13 protein-coding genes and 1 pseudogene are annotated in these 15324 nt (G+C 61.2%); 10 read left to right on the top strand and 4 right to left on the bottom strand.

Annotation, left to right across the window (positions count from 1 at the left end):
• Positions 1 to 211 (bottom strand): annotated as a pseudogene (locus BMZ42_RS15940) (IS21 family transposase); the annotation flags it as partial.
• 129 nt (positions 212 to 340) lie between these two features.
• Here BMZ42_RS15940 and BMZ42_RS15935 point away from each other — a divergent pair.
• The 7 genes from BMZ42_RS15935 to BMZ42_RS15905 all read left to right on the top strand — a co-directional run bounded on the left by BMZ42_RS15935 (position 341) and on the right by BMZ42_RS15905 (position 8927).
• The gene (locus BMZ42_RS15935; RefSeq protein WP_091524458.1) at positions 341 to 1153 is read left to right on the top strand and encodes a Mu transposase C-terminal domain-containing protein; all 813 of its coding nucleotides are present in this window, start codon (positions 341 to 343) and stop codon (positions 1151 to 1153) included.
• Positions 1154 to 1156: 3 nt separating this feature from the next.
• The gene (locus BMZ42_RS15930; RefSeq protein ID WP_244523295.1) at positions 1157 to 2272 is read left to right on the top strand and encodes an ATP-binding protein; all 1116 of its coding nucleotides are present in this window, start codon (positions 1157 to 1159) and stop codon (positions 2270 to 2272) included.
• Positions 2269 to 4098: a TniQ family protein gene (locus tag BMZ42_RS15925; RefSeq protein WP_091524455.1), complete on the top strand. Its 1830-nt coding sequence runs from the start codon at positions 2269 to 2271 to the stop codon at positions 4096 to 4098. The genes BMZ42_RS15930 and BMZ42_RS15925 overlap by 4 nt, the downstream gene beginning before the upstream one ends.
• Before the next feature lie 370 nt (positions 4099 to 4468).
• The gene (locus BMZ42_RS15920) at positions 4469 to 5728 is read left to right on the top strand and encodes an NAD(P)/FAD-dependent oxidoreductase (RefSeq protein ID WP_091524454.1); all 1260 of its coding nucleotides are present in this window, start codon (positions 4469 to 4471) and stop codon (positions 5726 to 5728) included.
• A gap of 178 nt (positions 5729 to 5906) precedes the next feature.
• Positions 5907 to 6698, top strand: coding sequence for an EF-hand domain-containing protein (locus tag BMZ42_RS15915; protein ID WP_175556753.1), 792 nt, complete (start codon positions 5907 to 5909; stop codon positions 6696 to 6698).
• Between the two features lie 81 nt (positions 6699 to 6779).
• Positions 6780 to 7382, top strand: coding sequence for a YdeI/OmpD-associated family protein (locus BMZ42_RS15910; protein WP_091524448.1), 603 nt, complete (start codon positions 6780 to 6782; stop codon positions 7380 to 7382).
• A gap of 69 nt (positions 7383 to 7451) precedes the next feature.
• Positions 7452 to 8927, top strand: a complete 1476-nt coding sequence (locus BMZ42_RS15905; RefSeq protein WP_091524447.1) for a protein adenylyltransferase SelO — start codon at positions 7452 to 7454, stop codon at positions 8925 to 8927.
• A gap of 7 nt (positions 8928 to 8934) precedes the next feature.
• Here BMZ42_RS15905 and BMZ42_RS15900 read toward each other — a convergent pair whose 3' ends face one another.
• From BMZ42_RS15900 to BMZ42_RS15890, 3 genes are all read right to left on the bottom strand, one after another.
• Positions 8935 to 10572: an MFS transporter gene (locus tag BMZ42_RS15900; RefSeq protein ID WP_091524444.1), complete on the bottom strand. Its 1638-nt coding sequence runs from the start codon at positions 10570 to 10572 to the stop codon at positions 8935 to 8937.
• A 70-nt stretch (positions 10573 to 10642) separates the two neighbouring features.
• Positions 10643 to 10942: a hypothetical protein gene (locus BMZ42_RS15895; protein WP_091524442.1), complete on the bottom strand. Its 300-nt coding sequence runs from the start codon at positions 10940 to 10942 to the stop codon at positions 10643 to 10645.
• 24 nt (positions 10943 to 10966) lie between these two features.
• Positions 10967 to 11803 (bottom strand): endonuclease/exonuclease/phosphatase family protein, encoded by an 837-nt coding sequence (locus BMZ42_RS15890; RefSeq protein WP_091524463.1) that lies wholly within the window; start codon positions 11801 to 11803, stop codon positions 10967 to 10969.
• Positions 11804 to 12154: 351 nt separating this feature from the next.
• Here BMZ42_RS15890 and BMZ42_RS15885 point away from each other — a divergent pair, with 351 nt between their 5' ends.
• Genes BMZ42_RS15885 through BMZ42_RS15875 form a run of 3 tightly spaced genes read left to right on the top strand, consistent with a single transcriptional unit; the run spans position 12155 to position 15296 of the window.
• Positions 12155 to 13465 (top strand): O-acetylhomoserine aminocarboxypropyltransferase/cysteine synthase family protein, encoded by a 1311-nt coding sequence (locus BMZ42_RS15885; RefSeq protein WP_091524440.1) that lies wholly within the window; start codon positions 12155 to 12157, stop codon positions 13463 to 13465.
• A 51-nt stretch (positions 13466 to 13516) separates the two neighbouring features.
• Complete coding sequence (locus BMZ42_RS15880) at positions 13517 to 14641, top strand: methionine ABC transporter ATP-binding protein (protein WP_091524438.1); 1125 nt, start codon at positions 13517 to 13519, stop codon at positions 14639 to 14641.
• Positions 14631 to 15296 carry a methionine ABC transporter permease gene (locus BMZ42_RS15875; protein ID WP_091524435.1) on the top strand — a complete coding sequence of 222 codons (666 nt, stop codon included), beginning with the start codon at positions 14631 to 14633 and terminating at the stop codon, positions 15294 to 15296. Before BMZ42_RS15880 ends, BMZ42_RS15875 begins: the two co-directional genes overlap by 11 nt.
• The last annotated feature ends 28 nt before the right edge of the window (positions 15297 to 15324 follow it).

Here is a 15324-nt window from a genome sequence, read left to right as displayed (position 1 = left end):
TCGTCAGCATCCGGTCAAGCTCTTCGCGCCATGCCCCCATCCGCGGATAGGGCTGATGCTTGCGCTCGTAGCGGAACTCGGTCTCGTCCGAGCGCAGCACCTTGCGCACCACTTTCCGTGAAACCTTCAACTCGCGGCAAATCGCCTTGATCGACTTGCCCTGAACCCGCGAAAGCCGGCGTATCTTTGCAATCGTCTCCACAATCAACATCCAAAACACAAATGCCTCCGATGAAACCGGAGGCATTTTGATGACCCCACGTTAAGGGGTCCCGTTTGGACGAAAATCACCCCTTAAACAGGGTCCTCATTCCATGAAAAATCACACGCGGTCGCTCACATGGTCACGGAGACGTTTGGGAAGGCGTTGGTTCGCTACATCGTCGACGTCTATCACAACTCGCCGCATGCGGGCTTGGGTGGCCAGACTCCGAACGACGCTTGGGAAGAGCGGTCCGCACTTTACAGGGCGCTGCCTCCTCCGCTGCCGCACGTGCTTCGCACGGTGTTCGGCTTCTCGGACAACAGGCGCATCCAGAACCGGGGCGTGCGCTTCCTCGGCCTGTATTACCGCTCCAGCGACGTTGCCAACCTTCGCAAGGCCGTTGGGCAGGCCGACATCCGGATGAGGGCCGACCTGGAGAACCTCGGCACGATCTGGGTTTCCCGGAACGTTCCCGGCGCGGAGTGGTTCGCCGTTCCCTGCGAACTCGACATGGAGGGTGTGTCCGCCGCGCTGTGGATGGAGGCAAGCGCTGCCCTGCGCCGCAAGCACGCCAGCGTAGCGAAACTCCGGGAGCACATCGTGCTTGCCGCGCTTCGCGACCTCCGGGACGCTGGCAGGCATTCCGCTGGAGCCGCGGGCATCGGTCCGTCGACGATGTCCAGCGATCAACTGCTGAAGCTCGAGAAGGAGCTGACGCAGCACTTCGATTACATCGTCGCGGGGGAGCGGGGACGCGCATTCGAAGGACTGGAAGACGGCGCCCACCGAGCGCTGGAGGCCGACGACAGCCAGGCAACCGACGAGGCGACCGGTCAGGCGACAGAAGCCGCGCCGGACAATAACGAAGAAGACGATGGCGACGAGCCGCAGCGCCCCGTTGCGCGCCGCCGCGGCCGTCTGGGCTCGAACTTTCTCAGGAGGGACTGACCGATGAACATCATGAATCCACGGACTGTAGGCGGCAGGTCCGATGAGTTCCTCAACCGGATCGTGACGAACCAGACGGACAAACGTCGCGCGGTGAACGAGGCCGTGGGCCGGGTTCTCACCGCCTATCTGCCCACGGCCTATGACGATCAGCTTATGGAGCAGATCGACTGGCTCCTGGACTCGATGTTGCTGGAGCTTGGCGAGCAGCCCGGGGTAGAAGCTGCAGAAGGCATGGTGCGCGGCGGCCGCGCGCTCGTTGTCACCGGGCAGGCCGGCGCGGGCAAGAGCCGTGCGCTCGCGCATGCCTTCGCCAGCCGTCCCGAGTTCCATGGCTTCGGCAAGCCGGGCGAGTGGTCCCCGCTGCTGTCCGTCGTTGCCCCCTCCCCGTTCACGCTTGGCGCGCTCGGCAACGAGATCGCCCGCAAGCTCGGCTACCACGGCCAACGGGAAATCCGGCACAGCAAGGTCTGGCCTGTCGTGCGCGAGCTGATGGCCGAGTGCGGCGTGCGCATCCTGCACATCGACGAGGCGCAGCATGGAGACGAGATCAAGAGCGACAGCATGGCCCAGGAAGTGGAGAACACCCTCAAGCGGATGATGCAGGAAGCGGACTGGCCGATCTGGCTGATCCTCTCCGGCCTGCCGGAGCTGTCGCGCTTTTGCCAGAACGACGCTTCCATGAAGCGTCGCGTCCGCGTCCTTCCGTTCGAGGCCTTGGCATTCCCCGACCATGCGGAAGCGGTCCGGCAGACGATGCGGGACCTGGTGGCACTCTGCCCGTCCGTCGGCTGTGCCGAGCTTCAGTCTGACGCCTTTGCGCACCGCCTTCTCCATGCGGCGACCTACCAGTTCGGGATCGTCGTCGAATACGTGCAGGACGCGATCGCGGAGTGTCTGATGGTGGAAGGCGGCGGTGAACTTGGCGTTGGCCATTTCGCGGATGTCTACGCCATCCGCACGGGCGTGAGGAACGACGACCTCAACCCCTTCGTCTCCGAGGACTGGACCGCGATCCCTGTCGAGGCAGCGCTCTACGAGGACGTTCTCGACGAGGCCGGGAAGCCTACCGGCGCACGCAAGCCGAAGGGGCGCAATACGAAGGGAGCCGCGAAATGAGGCTGTCGCTCACCTTGGACCTTGGAGACCGCGAGGCTCCCGCGGACTTCGCGTCGCGGCTGTCGACGCGGGCTTGCCGGGATGACATGCGCGAGTTCTGCCGTGACTTCGGCATCGACCCGCGCGCGATCATCAATGGCGAGCCAGACGCGGTCATCGCGATGGCCGACCTCGCGGGGGTGAACCGCGATCGGCTGCTGGGCGAGGCGTTCACCCGCATGGAAGGCGCGCGGCGACAATTCCAGCACCGTGGTCAGGTCTTCCTGCAGTCGAGCCTCGTGCGCAACCGGGTGCGGATGTGCCCCGCCTGCATGGCCGAGGACATTGAACGCCTCGACTGCCGCCTAGCGGCCCGGCCGCACCGCCGCAGCATGTGGCTCGTCCGCGGCGTGCGCACGTGCGCCAAGCACAGCCTCGCTCTCGCCGAGGTAGGAAAGCTCGACGGTCCCAACGCCATCCATGACACTTCACGGGTGATCGCTAATGCCATCCCCCGATTGCGGCCGCTGGTGGACGGCGCGGTGCTCCGTACCCCTTCCCGGTTCGAGTGCTATCTCCTCCAGCGACTGGACGGCAAGGCAGCTGGATCGTGGCTTGATGGGCTGCCCATGTATGCGGCCCTGCACCTTCCGCTCGTCGCCGGAGCGGTCGCTGTCCACGGGCCGGGCGTTGTGCTGGACGACCTGAGCGACGACGAGGCGTGGCACTGCGAGACCGCTGGCTTCGACATCGTCGACAAGGGCGCCGAGGGGATCAGGGCGTTCCTCGACGAGCTCCAGGCGCCGTTCCGTGACAGCCGCTCGCCCAAGGGCCCGAAGGTCATGTACGGGCGCCTGTATGACTGGCTGGCTCACGAATGCCGCGATAAGGCCTACGACCCGGTGCGCGACATCATCATCGACCATTCCCTGGACACGCTTGGGCTCGGGCCCGGCGACGTTCTGTTCGGCCGCAAGGTTGCCATGCGGCGAATGCATTCGGTTGTCTCGGCTGCCAAGGAGTTCGGGCTGCATCCCAAGCGCATGCGCAAGATGCTGCGGAGGGCCAATCTCACCGATGCCGACCTCTCCGGTGCCGCCAATAACAGGGTCACGTTCGACGCGACAGAAGCCGAGTCCCTCCTGAAGGGACTGGCTGAGTCCATCAGCATGGAGAAGCTCCGAGAATACATGAACGTTCCCCGCCCGCACGACCGGGGATTGATGGAGCGGGGCTTCATCAAGCCGTTGATGGCGGGTGGCCGGGCGAAGGGCGGACACGCCTTCCTCAAGAGCGACCTCGACGTCTTCCTCGAGCGGTTGCTACGAGATGCCGATCCGGCCCTCCACGGCGATCCCGACATGGTTCCCCTGATCGCGGCCGCCAAGCACTCCTGCTGCGCCGTGATGGATGTGGTCACGCTGGTCGTAAACGGGCAGCTCTCCCGGGTGGGGCGCGATCCCGGCCAAGCGGGATTCGTTTCCGTCCTCGTAGATGCCGAAGAGGTCAGGCCGCTGGTGACCGGGCCTGCCTACGAAGGGCACTCCTTGCGCGATCTGGAGAAGCTCCTTTCGGCGGGCACGTATGCGGTGAAGGCTCTGGTCGAGAAAGGGTTCATCATCGCGACGACCGTGAAGAATCCCGTGACCGGATGGATGCAGCCGATTGTCAGGGATGAGGACCTGCAGCGGTTCCGACAGGAGTACGTGTCGCTGCACACGCTGGCGCGGGAACGGGGGGAGCATTTCGCGCGCGTGAAGAAGTCCCTCGTCGCCGTAGGAGTGGTACCCGTCGGGGATCCCGACGAGTTGAAGCAAACGCTCTACCGCAGGTCCGACATCCCGTAGCCAGACCTGAACGCGTTTCGGCAGCCATCCAACCTCCGTCCCCTCAAGGCCGGGGGTTTTCTTATGCCTGGAACCTTGCTGGCTCAGATGGGCGAGGATTCTGAGCAGCCTTCGTGCGAGCGGCGGATGAGGAAGCGTGAAGTGCTGCTGAAAAAGGTAGCGCGAATCCAGTGACTTACACAGCGAGGTGAGCGAGAATTAGCGACGCGTGAGGGTTGAGCATTTGACACCCGGCCCGGTCGCAAGACCGGGCCGTTTTGTTTTCGACAGCACCCATGCGCTCACCGCACAGCTGCCGTGCCGTCGGTCGTAGCGCTTGCAATGCTTTTCTCCACGGTCAATCCTGCGCGCAATGCACGGGAGCGCTGTCATGAAGCACAGGGTTGTTGTTGTTGGCGCCGGTTTTGCGGGTCTGCAGGCCGTCAAGGACCTCAAAGGCGCGAATTGCCAGATCACGCTGATCGACCAGCGCAACCACCATCTGTTCCAACCGCTGCTTTATCAGGTCGCCACAACGTTGCTGGCAACATCCGAGATCGCCTGGCCGATCCGTCGCGTCCTGCGCAACCGCAGCGATGTCACCACCCTGCTGGCGACCGTCAGCGGTGTGGACGTGGCGTTACGCGAGGTGGTGATTGACGATGATCGCCGTATCCCATTCGACACGTTGATCGTCGCGTCGGGCGCGCGGCACGCTTATTTCGGCAACGACCGCTGGGAGATCGACGCGCCCGGCCTGAAGACTTTGGAGGATGCGACCACCATTCGCCGCCGCCTGCTTCTGGCCTTCGAACGGGCAGAATTGACCGAAGACGAGGCCGAGCGGGAAGCGCAACTTACCTTTGCCGTGATCGGCGCAGGGCCAACGGGAGTGGAACTGGTCGGGATCATCGCCGAGCTCGCGCAACGCGTGCTTCCGGACGAGTTTCGCCGCATCGACACCCGAAAGGCCCGCATCATGTTGATCGAGGCTGGCCCGCGCATTCTGCCCGCCTTTCCGGAGAAATTGTCGACCTACGCGGCGGCCACGCTTGCCACACGCGGCGTCGATGTGCGCACCGGTTTGCCCGTCACCTCCGTGTCGGCGAAGGGCATCACCCTTGGTGAACAACCAATCGCGGCCCGCACTGTGATCTGGGCGGCCGGCGTTCAGGCATCGCCAGCGGCGCGCTGGCTGGGTGCCCCCGCCGATCGGGCTGGACGCGTTCTGGCCGGCCCACAATTGACGGTCCCTGGCGACGACGCGATTTTCGTTCTCGGCGACACCGCTCATGTCGAGAGCAAGGGTGCGCCCGTGCCAGGCATCGCGCCCGCCGCGAAGCAGCAGGGAAAGCATGCGGCACGTGTCATCCGTGCGCGACTGGCCGGTCGCGCCGAGCCGCCCCCGTTTCGCTACAGCCACATGGGCAATCTGGCCACCATTGGACGCAACGCGGCTGTCATCGACTTCAATGGCTTCACCTTGAAAGGGCGCCTCGCATGGTGGATCTGGGGCATCGCCCACATCTATTTTCTGATCGGAACCCGTTCTCGCCTCGCGGTCGCACTCAGCTGGCTATGGAGCTTCGTGTCAGGGCATAATTCGGCGCGCCTGATCACACAGAAGGAAACCTTGCGAAAGCTTGACTAGGGATTCCGCCATGCCCTCGCCTGCCAAGGTGAACACCGGTCGTCAACGCAACGCCCGCCCCGAAAGGGGTGTTGCCTTGATTGAGGCTGTCATTACGCAGGTTTAATGTTTCGGACATCCGCCGGTAATGTGGAAGCTGGCAGTGTGGCCTCAGGGACATAAGACGAGGACACTTTCCATGAAAAGACTCATCATCGCCGTATTGGCCGCATCCACCGCCTCTGTTGTCTACGCACACGCCGAAACCGATGGCGGCAAGGATCGAAACGGCGGAATGCGCGCCGAAATCCGCGCACTCATCGAAGGCGACGGCATGAAGGTCGAAGACTTGCAAAAGCTGTTGCAAGATAAGGCAGAGGCGCGGTTCAAGGAGCTCGACGCTGACGCCAATGGCATCCTCACCAAGGATGAATACACCGCAGCAACTGCGGAACGCGCCAAGGCACGCTTTGAACAAATGAGCCCGGACGAGAACGGCATCGTCAAGCGGGCGGGCCGCAGCGGCAAGGGTCGTACCGAGCGGCAGGAAGAGCGGCGCGCCGATCTGTTTGCCCGCCTGGACGCAGACAAGGATGGCAGCATTTCGCGCGAAGAATTCGACGCCGGGATGAAGGCGCGGGATGAGCGCGGTGACATGCGCGGCAAGCACCGGCACCACGACCGGGCGGAACATCGCGGGGAAGGACGCGACGAGATGCGCGGGATGCATCGCGAAATGCGTTCCCTGATGCGCGAGGGAATGACCCTCGATAGCTTTACCGAATTGATGCAAAAGCGTGCCACGGCCCGATTTGAAGCGCTGGACAAGGATGGCAAGGGCGAGGTGTCAGTCGCCGGCTTCACTTCCCGCGCCGCAGATCGCGCAGAACGGATGTTCGCGCGCATGGACCGCAACGATGATGGCGTCGTCACCAAGGACGATCGCCCCCACCGCGGCGACAAACATCGTGGTCCTCGTAGCGAAAATTGATCCAGGCCCCAACCTGCTCGAACCCGTCCGGTAAACGCCGGGCGGGTTTTATTTATCACAGCTGTAATCTAGGGTTTGTCGATGGCACCCATACAGGTCGACCCGGCCCGGATTAGGGAATTTTCTGACGCAGCGAGCTTCGCCAAATGGCTGGAGCAACACCACGATAGCGACGATGAGGTGTGGGTGCGCATCTTCAAGGTCGGCTCCGGCCTGCCTTCGATCACCCCCAAGGAGGCTATCGACATCTGCCTGTGCTGGGGATGGATCGACGCGGTTCGCAAGGGTCTCGATCAGACCAGCTATCTCCAACGCTACACCCCGCGTGGGCGAAAGAGCATCTGGAGCAAGGTCAATGTCGGCAATGTCGAGCGCCTAATCGCCGAGGGCCGAATGACCCCGCATGGAATGGCGCACGTGGAAGCCGCAAAAGCGGATGGCCGGTGGGACCGCGCCTATGGCGGGTCGAAAGACCTCGTATTGCCAGCTGAACTTATCGCCGCCATCGAAGCGGAGCCAGCGGCAAAGGCGATGCTCGACAAGCTCAGCGCCCAGAACCGCTTCGCGCTTGCCTTTCGCATTCACAATCTCAAGACCGAAGCCGGGCGCAAAAAGAAGATCGCCGAGTTCGTCGCCATGCTTGCCCGTGGCGAAACGATCTACCCGCAGCGTCAGAGCAGTTAAGAAGGAGCCGCTGGCTCTCCTGCCATGACATCCCTATGTAGATGTTATTCGAACAAGCCCGAGGACGTCATGCGCACCGCCATGTTCCAGCACAGTTACGCCAGTCTGCCCGAACAGCTCTTCGCGCACACCGACCCCTCCCCCGTTTCAGCCCCGCGCTTGCTAAAGTTGAACGAAAATCTGGCGACTGAACTCGGCCTCGACAACAGCTGGCTGCGCAGTCCGGCGGGCATCGAGATGCTCGCTGGAACCCGTTTCCCGGATGACGCTCGCCCTATCGCGCAGGCCTATGCAGGCCACCAGTTCGGCATTTTCGTGCCGCAGCTTGGCGACGGTCGTGCGCTCCTCGTCGGCGAGATATTGGACAGCAGTGGTCAATTGCGCGACCTGCAATTGAAGGGATCGGGACCGACCCGCTTTTCGCGTAACGGCGATGGACGTGCCGCACTCGGCCCGATGATGCGCGAATATATCGTCAGCGAGGCAATGCACGCACTCGGGATCCCCACCACCCGCACGCTGGCGCTGGTCGCCACCGGTGAGCAGGTCTACCGCGAAACCAAGCTTCCCGGCGCATTAATCGCGCGCGTCGCCGCCAGCCACATAAGGGTCGGCACGTTTCAGTACCTGGCTGTTCGCGAAGATGTCACGGGTCTCAAAGCGCTGGCCGACTACTCAATTGCGCGGCATTACCCCCATCTGGTCGACACTCCCGCCCCCTATCTGGGCCTGCTTGATGAAGTGGTCGCCGCGCAGGCAAGGCTCGTGGCGCACTGGATGCTGGTCGGGTTCATCCACGGTGTTCTCAACACCGACAATGTCGCGATCTCCGGTGAGACAATCGACTACGGTCCGTGCGCATTCATGGATGCCTACCATCCGGCAACCGTGTTCAGCTCAATCGACCGACAAGGCCGCTACGCCTATGTCAACCAACCCCGTATCACCGTCTGGAACCTCGCGCGCCTTGCTGAAGCGCTGCTGCCGATCCTGAGCGATGATGCAGATAGCGCCGACGAGGCTTTCGAACAGGCGAAGGCCACGATCGGAAAATTTCAGGCCTATTACGAGGCCGCCTTCCATGAAGGCATCCGTCACAAGATCGGATTATTTTCAGAACAACCGGGCGACCTCGATCTGGCTGCCGAATTGCTCGACTTGATGGCGCGTAACAGCGCCGATTTCACGCTGACATTTCGCGACCTCGCGGGCGAAGTCGATGGACCGGGTGCGGTCCGAAATCACTTCATCGATCCTGCAGCTTTTGACGGCTGGGCGAGGCGCTGGCGTGAACGACTTGCGCGCGAGCCGGAACACTCAGATGACCGCGCCGCCCGGATGCGCGCAGTGAACCCGAAATACATCGCACGTAATCACCGCGTCGAAGCGGCAATAGTTGCCGCCACCGATAGTGGTGACTTCGAACCATTCGAAAAGCTGCTTGCCGTCCTGGCCCATCCATACGATGAGCAGCCGGAAATGGAAGAATACACGCGGCCACCTGCAAACGAGGAACGCGTTCTACAAACCTTCTGCGGCACCTGACACGCGACTATTGATGCAAGTCGACAATGTCCTTCGGCAGCCCCTCCGTCGGGTAGCGGCGGTCAGTCGGTCGCTGGATCATCCGCCACACACGGGGTGCCTCAGGCCCGGCATGGAGACGCCGGATATTGTCGCCTATCAGCACGTCGGCATTCGTCATGCGCTGGTTGTAGCGCACATAATCGAGCCAGGTCGGCAGGTGATAGGCCTCGACCCAGCGCTCCTGATGCTCCATGTCGCGCATCAGGTTCCAGTTCCGCGCTCCATCACGCCGGCGTATCCGGCGCCGCTCATTCATCATTTCCATGAAGAGGGGAACGTCCTTCTCACGGATCGTGTACTCGATCATGATCTTCACCGGCCCGCTACGCGGCTGGATGTCGAGCTCGACCTCTGGCGCTTTCCAGCGATTGGCAGGATCGAGATTCAGATCCGGCAAGGCAGGCAGGCCCATGCGACCAATTCCCAGAATGGCGCCCAGAAACATCGTAAACCCGGCCAGCAACAATGCGCTGGAAGGATGGTAGACCTCTGCCGAAAGTCCCCATACCCAGCCGCCGAGCGCCATGCCGCCGAAGGTGGCGGTCTGGTAGAGAGACAGTGCTCGCCCCACGACCCAGCGTGGCGTCGACATCTGAACGGTTATGTTGAAAAGCGACAACGTGATGACCCAGCAGGCTCCGCCAATCAACAGCGCGATCAGGCTCAGCCACGCAAATGGACTGACAGCAAGCAGCAATGCGCAGCAGCCAAAGCCCACGAAGCCCCCGCGCACGATCCATTCGCTTGAAAAGCTCTGTCGCAATCGCGCACTGACCAGCGCGCCGCCAACAGCGCCCACACCGAACGCACCGAACAACACACCATAAAGCAGTGCATCCCCGCCCAGAATATCACGCGAGACCAGAGGCAAAAGCGCTAGAATCGCGACAGCTGAAAATCCGAACGCAAAACCGCGCAGCAGGACCTTCTCGATATTGGGCGACATTGCGACATAGCGCAGCCCGGCAAGGATCGCCGCGCCCAGCGTCTCGCGTGGAAGGGTGTGGTTGCGCTCCGGCGCTTTCCACCGAAACAGAACGAAAAGAATGGGAATGTAGCTGACCGCATTGATGGCAAACGCTACGCCGGCGCTAAACGCCGCCACGATCAGACCGCCGATCGCCGGCCCCACGCTGCGGGTCAGGTTGAAGCTCATACTGTTGAGAGCCACCGCAGCCGGCAAGTCGGAGCGAGGCACCATATCACCGACAGACGCCTGCCATGAAGGGTTGTTGAGCGCTGTCCCGCAACCGATCATGAACGTGAAAGCCAGCAGAAGCCAGGGTGTCATGACGCCGCTATAGGCCGTCAAAGCGAGGCCGACCGAAACCACCAGCATAAAGCCTTGAGCAAGCAACATCACCTTGCGGCGATCAAAGCTGTCCGCGATTGCTCCCGAGACAAGGGAGAACAGCATGATCGGGAGTGCAGTCGATGCCTGCACCAATGCCACCATATCGGCCGATGAGGCAATGAGTGTCATCATCCAAGCCGCACCGACGGTTTGAATCAGTGACCCAAAATTTGACGCAAGGCTGGCGATCCAGACTGCACGGAAAGTGGAGTGTTTAAAGGGGGCAAGAGAGGCTGAGCTGGAGGACACGGCATTCCAAAATTGGCTGGGGGCAAAGTTTCGACTGAGGGCTTGTTACGCCGAGGCGAAAAATCTCAGCCTATGGAACGTCGTCAAGCGCGGCTATCCCGCCCTCGCCTTCAAGAACCGCGAGACGTTTCGTCTCGGATGAATTGAATTTCAGCCGCACTCCGGCGCCGCCGCCATTCTCATCGATGAACACGATTCCTGCATCTTCAAGCGCTCCCTGCAAGGCGGCGACCATGGCCTCGTCAGGTCGGTCAATCTTGCGCTCGAAAAGTTCGATCAGAGCTTCGTCAATTTGAGAAATTCGCGCCAAAGCCGACCGCGAGAGCTGCGCCAGCGCTCTTGCTGCCCTGCACTGAGGTCCGGTGATCATTGCAACCCCTTTCTCGCCGCCTTTTCATGCAGCCTTGACCGACGCCCCTGCATCCATCTTGCAACTGCTCGCTTTCAACCTGATCCCGGCCTTGATCGGCAGATGATCGGACGCGATACGAGCAAGCGGCGTGTCGTGAAGCTCCACGCTGGAAATCAGATTGTGCGGCTTTGCGAGCACGCGATCAAGAGCCAGCACAGGGAAGCGCGAAGGAAAGCTTGGTATGGAAGCATGAAGCGGACCAAAAGTCGGCTCCAGCCCTCGCAACGCGGAACGCGAACCCACCCGCCATTCATTCAGGTCACCCATCAATAGGATCGGGCGCCCGTCCTCGGGCTCGGTCAGCGACAAAATCGCCTCTATCTGCTGGGCACGCGAACGACGCAAAAGCCCCAGATGCGCGGCGATGATGCGCAATGGACCTGCTTCCAGCGTCAGGTCGATCATCACCGCACCGCGCGGCTCGATACCTGGCAGGTTAAGCCAATGCGTATCCGTCACTTTGCCGTTGCGGAACAAAATGAGATTACCGTGCCAGCCGTGATCCTGCACCTCTCCGTCGACAGGCACCGGGACAAGGCCGCTCTCACGCTCCAGAACATTGAAGTCGAGCAGACAGCTGCGCTCACCGAACCGTTTGTTGGCCTCCTGGATCGCAATCACATCGGCCCCTATCTCGCGGATCACCGACATGGTTCGGCGTGGGTCGAAACGCCGGTCAAGCCCTACGGCCTTGTGAACGTTGTAGGACGCAATTACTGCATTGATCTCGTCGTGATCGTGGTCGTGAGACGTGAAAGCCCGGTTGGCGCCTCGCAATGTGGACATCGCATACGGGCTGACGGATTCAACAAATTTCATGGCGTTTCGTGCCTTGCGCAGCATACGGCAAATCCTTCCCCACCACGAAAGAGCGAACCCGGATGAGCCCGAACCAATCAATGCAGTGACATGACTTCCAATGTAGTTCCCTTTAAGGACCGACGCCACAAAAGGGTTCCATTCGCACATCGCTTCCGGAATTTAGCCCTTCAGAAGGTATCGTTTCCAGAGCACGCCCACAAAAGTGCCGTTTGATGGAATTTCATTCCTCTTCCACTCTCTATCTTGGAACGTCGTGGCTCCAAAGCCCGACACATATTGCGCATGTTGCTGGCTCCTTGGCGATGCTTCAGCCCGCCATGACCGCAATATCTTGAAGGGAGGCACATCATGTCGGAAAAGAAACTTCACCCGGAGACACAGGCACTCCATGCCGGCTGGCGCGCAGATCCGACGACGGGTTCGGTTGCCGTGCCGATTTACCAGACGACGTCCTACCAGTTCAACGACACCGACCACGCTGCAAATCTGTTTGCGCTGAAAGAGTTCGGCAACATCTACACCCGCATCATGAACCCGACGGTTGATGTGCTGGAAAAGCGCGTCGCAGCGCTTGAAGGCGGCGTTGGAGCGCTGGCGCTGGCGTCGGGGCAAGCAGCATCTGCCATCGCCATCCAGAACCTCGCCAAGGCTGGCGACAACATTGTCAGTTCAACCGATCTTTACGGTGGCACCTGGAACCTGTTCGCACACACATTGCGCGATCAGGGTATCGAAGTTCGTTTCGTAGACCCGACAGACCCGGAAGCCTTCCGTGCGGCAACGGATGAACGCACCCGCGCCTACTATGCGGAAACCCTGCCAAACCCCAAGCTCACGGTCTTTCCAATTGCCGAGGTCGCAGCCATCGGGCGGGAGCTGGGCATTCCACTGATCGTCGACAACACCGCCGCGCCACTGATTGCGCGTCCGCTCGAACATGGTGCGGCAATTGTCGTCTATTCGGCAACCAAATATCTTGGTGGCCATGGCACCTCGATCGGTGGCATTATCGTCGATGGCGGGAATTTCGACTGGGCAAGTTTCCCCGAACGTCAGCCTGCGCTCAATAGCGCTGACCCAAGCTATCATGGCGCGATCTGGACAGAGGCAACCAAGCCCCTGGGGCCAATCGCCTACATCATCAAGGCACGCGTCACCCTCTTGCGCGATCTCGGGGCCGCCCTTTCGCCGTTCAATGCCTTCCAGCTCATTCAAGGGATCGAGACACTGGCTCTGCGACTTGAGCGCCACAGCAGCAATGCCCAGAAAGTGGCAGATTGGCTGTCAACGCGGCCGGAAGTTGCCCGCGTGATCCACCCGTCCCAACAGGTGGGAGTTGCACGAGAACGCGCCGACCGATATCTTGGCGGAAGCTTTGGTGGTCTGGTCGGCTTCGAGCTCAAAGGTGGCTTGTCCGCTGGCAAGAAGTTCATTGACTCGCTGGAATTGCTGTACCATGTCGCCAATATCGGCGATGCGCGCAGCCTTGCGATTCATCCAGCGTCTACCACGCATTCGCAACTGACTGCCGAAGAGCAAGCTGCAAGCGGTGTCTCGCAAGGCTATGTCCGCCTGTCGATCGGCCTTGAGCACATCGATGACATCCTTGCTGATATCGAGCGCGCGCTCGCTACCTCGACACTGGCATTGGCTGCCTGAAGCTCGTGCTGGGAGGAAGAAGACATTGAACCCCGTTCCTCCCAGTATTTTATGGAGCGTATTGTGAACATAGCAGTAAATTCGATTGCGGCATCTCCGGCAAGCCAAACGGCTTCCGAATCTGCCGCAACCGATTTGATACGCATTGAAGGCGTATCAAAGATTTTTCCCGCATCCAGGAATAGTGCGGCTGTAGCTGCGCTCGACGGGATCGATCTGACAGCGCCCCGCGGATCAATCACGGCCATCATCGGCCGCTCCGGCGCCGGCAAGTCGACCCTGATCCGTCTGGTAAACGGTCTGGAGAAGCCGACGAACGGTCGTGTCATCGTCGATGGAACCGATGTCGCGCAGTTGTCCGAAGCCAAGCTGCGGACCATTCGACGCTCCATCGGTATGATCTTCCAGCATTTCAACCTGCTGTCATCGCGTACCGTCTTCGACAATGTGGCGTTGCCGCTGGAGATTGCCGGTGTGTCGCGACGCGACATCGAGGCAAAGGTAACGCCGCTGCTCGATCTGGTAGGACTTGCCGACAAGCGCTCACGCTATCCAGCCGAGCTTTCAGGCGGACAGAAGCAGCGCGTTGGCATTGCCCGCGCCTTGTCGACGGAGCCCAAACTGCTCCTGTCGGACGAAGCGACATCGGCCCTCGATCCGGAGACAACCCAGTCGGTGCTCGACCTTCTGGCGCGTATCAACCGAGAGCTGGGCCTGACAATCCTGCTCATCACCCATGAGATGGAAGTGGTGAAGGGCATTGCCGATAATGTTGCCGTAATCGACGGCGGGCGCATCGTGGAGGCCGGATCGACCTTCGATGTCTTCAGCGCCCCCGTGCACGCAACGACGAAAGTTCTGCTGTCGGGCGTTCCGGGCATGCAATTGCCAGACTATGTCGCCTCACGCCTGAGCCCGACCGCGTCTCCCGAAAGTGCGACCGTGCTTCGCATCATCTTCACCGGCCCCCACGCAACCGACCCGATCCTTTCTCAGCTTTCAGCGGAATTGGGAATAGCGGTGAACATTCTTGGTGGCGCGGTCGACGAAATCGCCGGCAAGCCGTTCGGGACGCTGTTCGTCTCATTTCCCGGCGATCAATCACGCGTCGAAAGCGTACGAGAATTCCTGCGTCGACAGGGTCTTTCCACGGAGGTTCTCGGTCATGTCTCCTGAAATGATCTGGCTCATCATCCGCGCTACCGGGCAGACCCTGCACATGGTGGCGGTCGCCACCGTGATTGGTTCCCTGATCGGAATCCCGCTGGGTGTGTTCCTCGCCACCAGTGGCAAGGGCGAGCTGTTTGCAGCTCCCATCACAAACAAGGTTCTTGGGGCTGTGGTCAACGCCACGCGCTCAACGCCATTCATCATTCTGGTCGTGGCCATCATCCCGTTCACACGGCTGGTCGCCGGAACGTCCATCGGCACCAATGCCGCCATCGTGCCCCTGACCATCGCGACCATCCCGTTCGTGGCTCGATTGATTGAATCTGCCATTCGCGAAGTCGATCCCGGCCTGATCGAAACCGCACGTTCGATGGGCGCGTCACCGCTGCAAATCGTCTGGAAAGTGCTCATGGCAGAGGCGCGTCCGGGTATCACCCTGGCCCTGACGCTCACCATTGTCAGCCTGATCGGCTATTCGGCCATGGTCGGTGCGGTGGGGGGCGGCGGTCTTGGCGACCTTGGCATCCGCTATGGCTACCAGCGCTTCATGCCAGACGTGATGCTGGCAGTGGTGATTGTTCTGATCGTGCTTGTGCAGGCCATTCAATCATCCGGCGACTGGCTCGCACGGCGCTTCGACAAGCGTGTTCGCTCGCGCTGATCTTTTTTCCCTCCCTCAATACTACGGA

Origin of the sequence: Aquamicrobium aerolatum DSM 21857, from assembly GCF_900113935.1 — a bacterium.
GTDB lineage: Bacteria > Pseudomonadota > Alphaproteobacteria > Rhizobiales > Rhizobiaceae > Aerobium > Aerobium aerolatum.
Note: the sequence above shows the minus strand (reverse complement) of the source record. Positions and strands in the feature narration are given on the sequence as shown.

Bases quoted from the DNA above. Each gene is read 5' to 3' on its own strand.
- BMZ42_RS15935 (WP_091524458.1), top strand. From the start codon at position 341: ATGGTCACGGAGACGTTTGGGAAGGCGTTGGTTCGCTACATCGTCGAC.
- BMZ42_RS15930 (WP_244523295.1), top strand. From the start codon at position 1,157: ATGAACATCATGAATCCACGGACTGTAGGCGGCAGGTCCGATGAGTTC.
- BMZ42_RS15925 (WP_091524455.1), top strand. From the start codon at position 2,269: ATGAGGCTGTCGCTCACCTTGGACCTTGGAGACCGCGAGGCTCCCGCG.
- BMZ42_RS15920 (WP_091524454.1), top strand. From the start codon at position 4,469: ATGAAGCACAGGGTTGTTGTTGTTGGCGCCGGTTTTGCGGGTCTGCAG.
- BMZ42_RS15915 (WP_175556753.1), top strand. From the start codon at position 5,907: ATGAAAAGACTCATCATCGCCGTATTGGCCGCATCCACCGCCTCTGTT.
- BMZ42_RS15910 (WP_091524448.1), top strand. From the start codon at position 6,780: ATGGCACCCATACAGGTCGACCCGGCCCGGATTAGGGAATTTTCTGAC.
- BMZ42_RS15905 (WP_091524447.1), top strand. From the start codon at position 7,452: ATGCGCACCGCCATGTTCCAGCACAGTTACGCCAGTCTGCCCGAACAG.
- BMZ42_RS15895 (WP_091524442.1), bottom strand. From the start codon at position 10,942: ATGATCACCGGACCTCAGTGCAGGGCAGCAAGAGCGCTGGCGCAGCTC.
- BMZ42_RS15890 (WP_091524463.1), bottom strand. From the start codon at position 11,803: ATGAAATTTGTTGAATCCGTCAGCCCGTATGCGATGTCCACATTGCGA.
- BMZ42_RS15885 (WP_091524440.1), top strand. From the start codon at position 12,155: ATGTCGGAAAAGAAACTTCACCCGGAGACACAGGCACTCCATGCCGGC.
- BMZ42_RS15880 (WP_091524438.1), top strand. From the start codon at position 13,517: ATGGAGCGTATTGTGAACATAGCAGTAAATTCGATTGCGGCATCTCCG.
- BMZ42_RS15875 (WP_091524435.1), top strand. From the start codon at position 14,631: ATGTCTCCTGAAATGATCTGGCTCATCATCCGCGCTACCGGGCAGACC.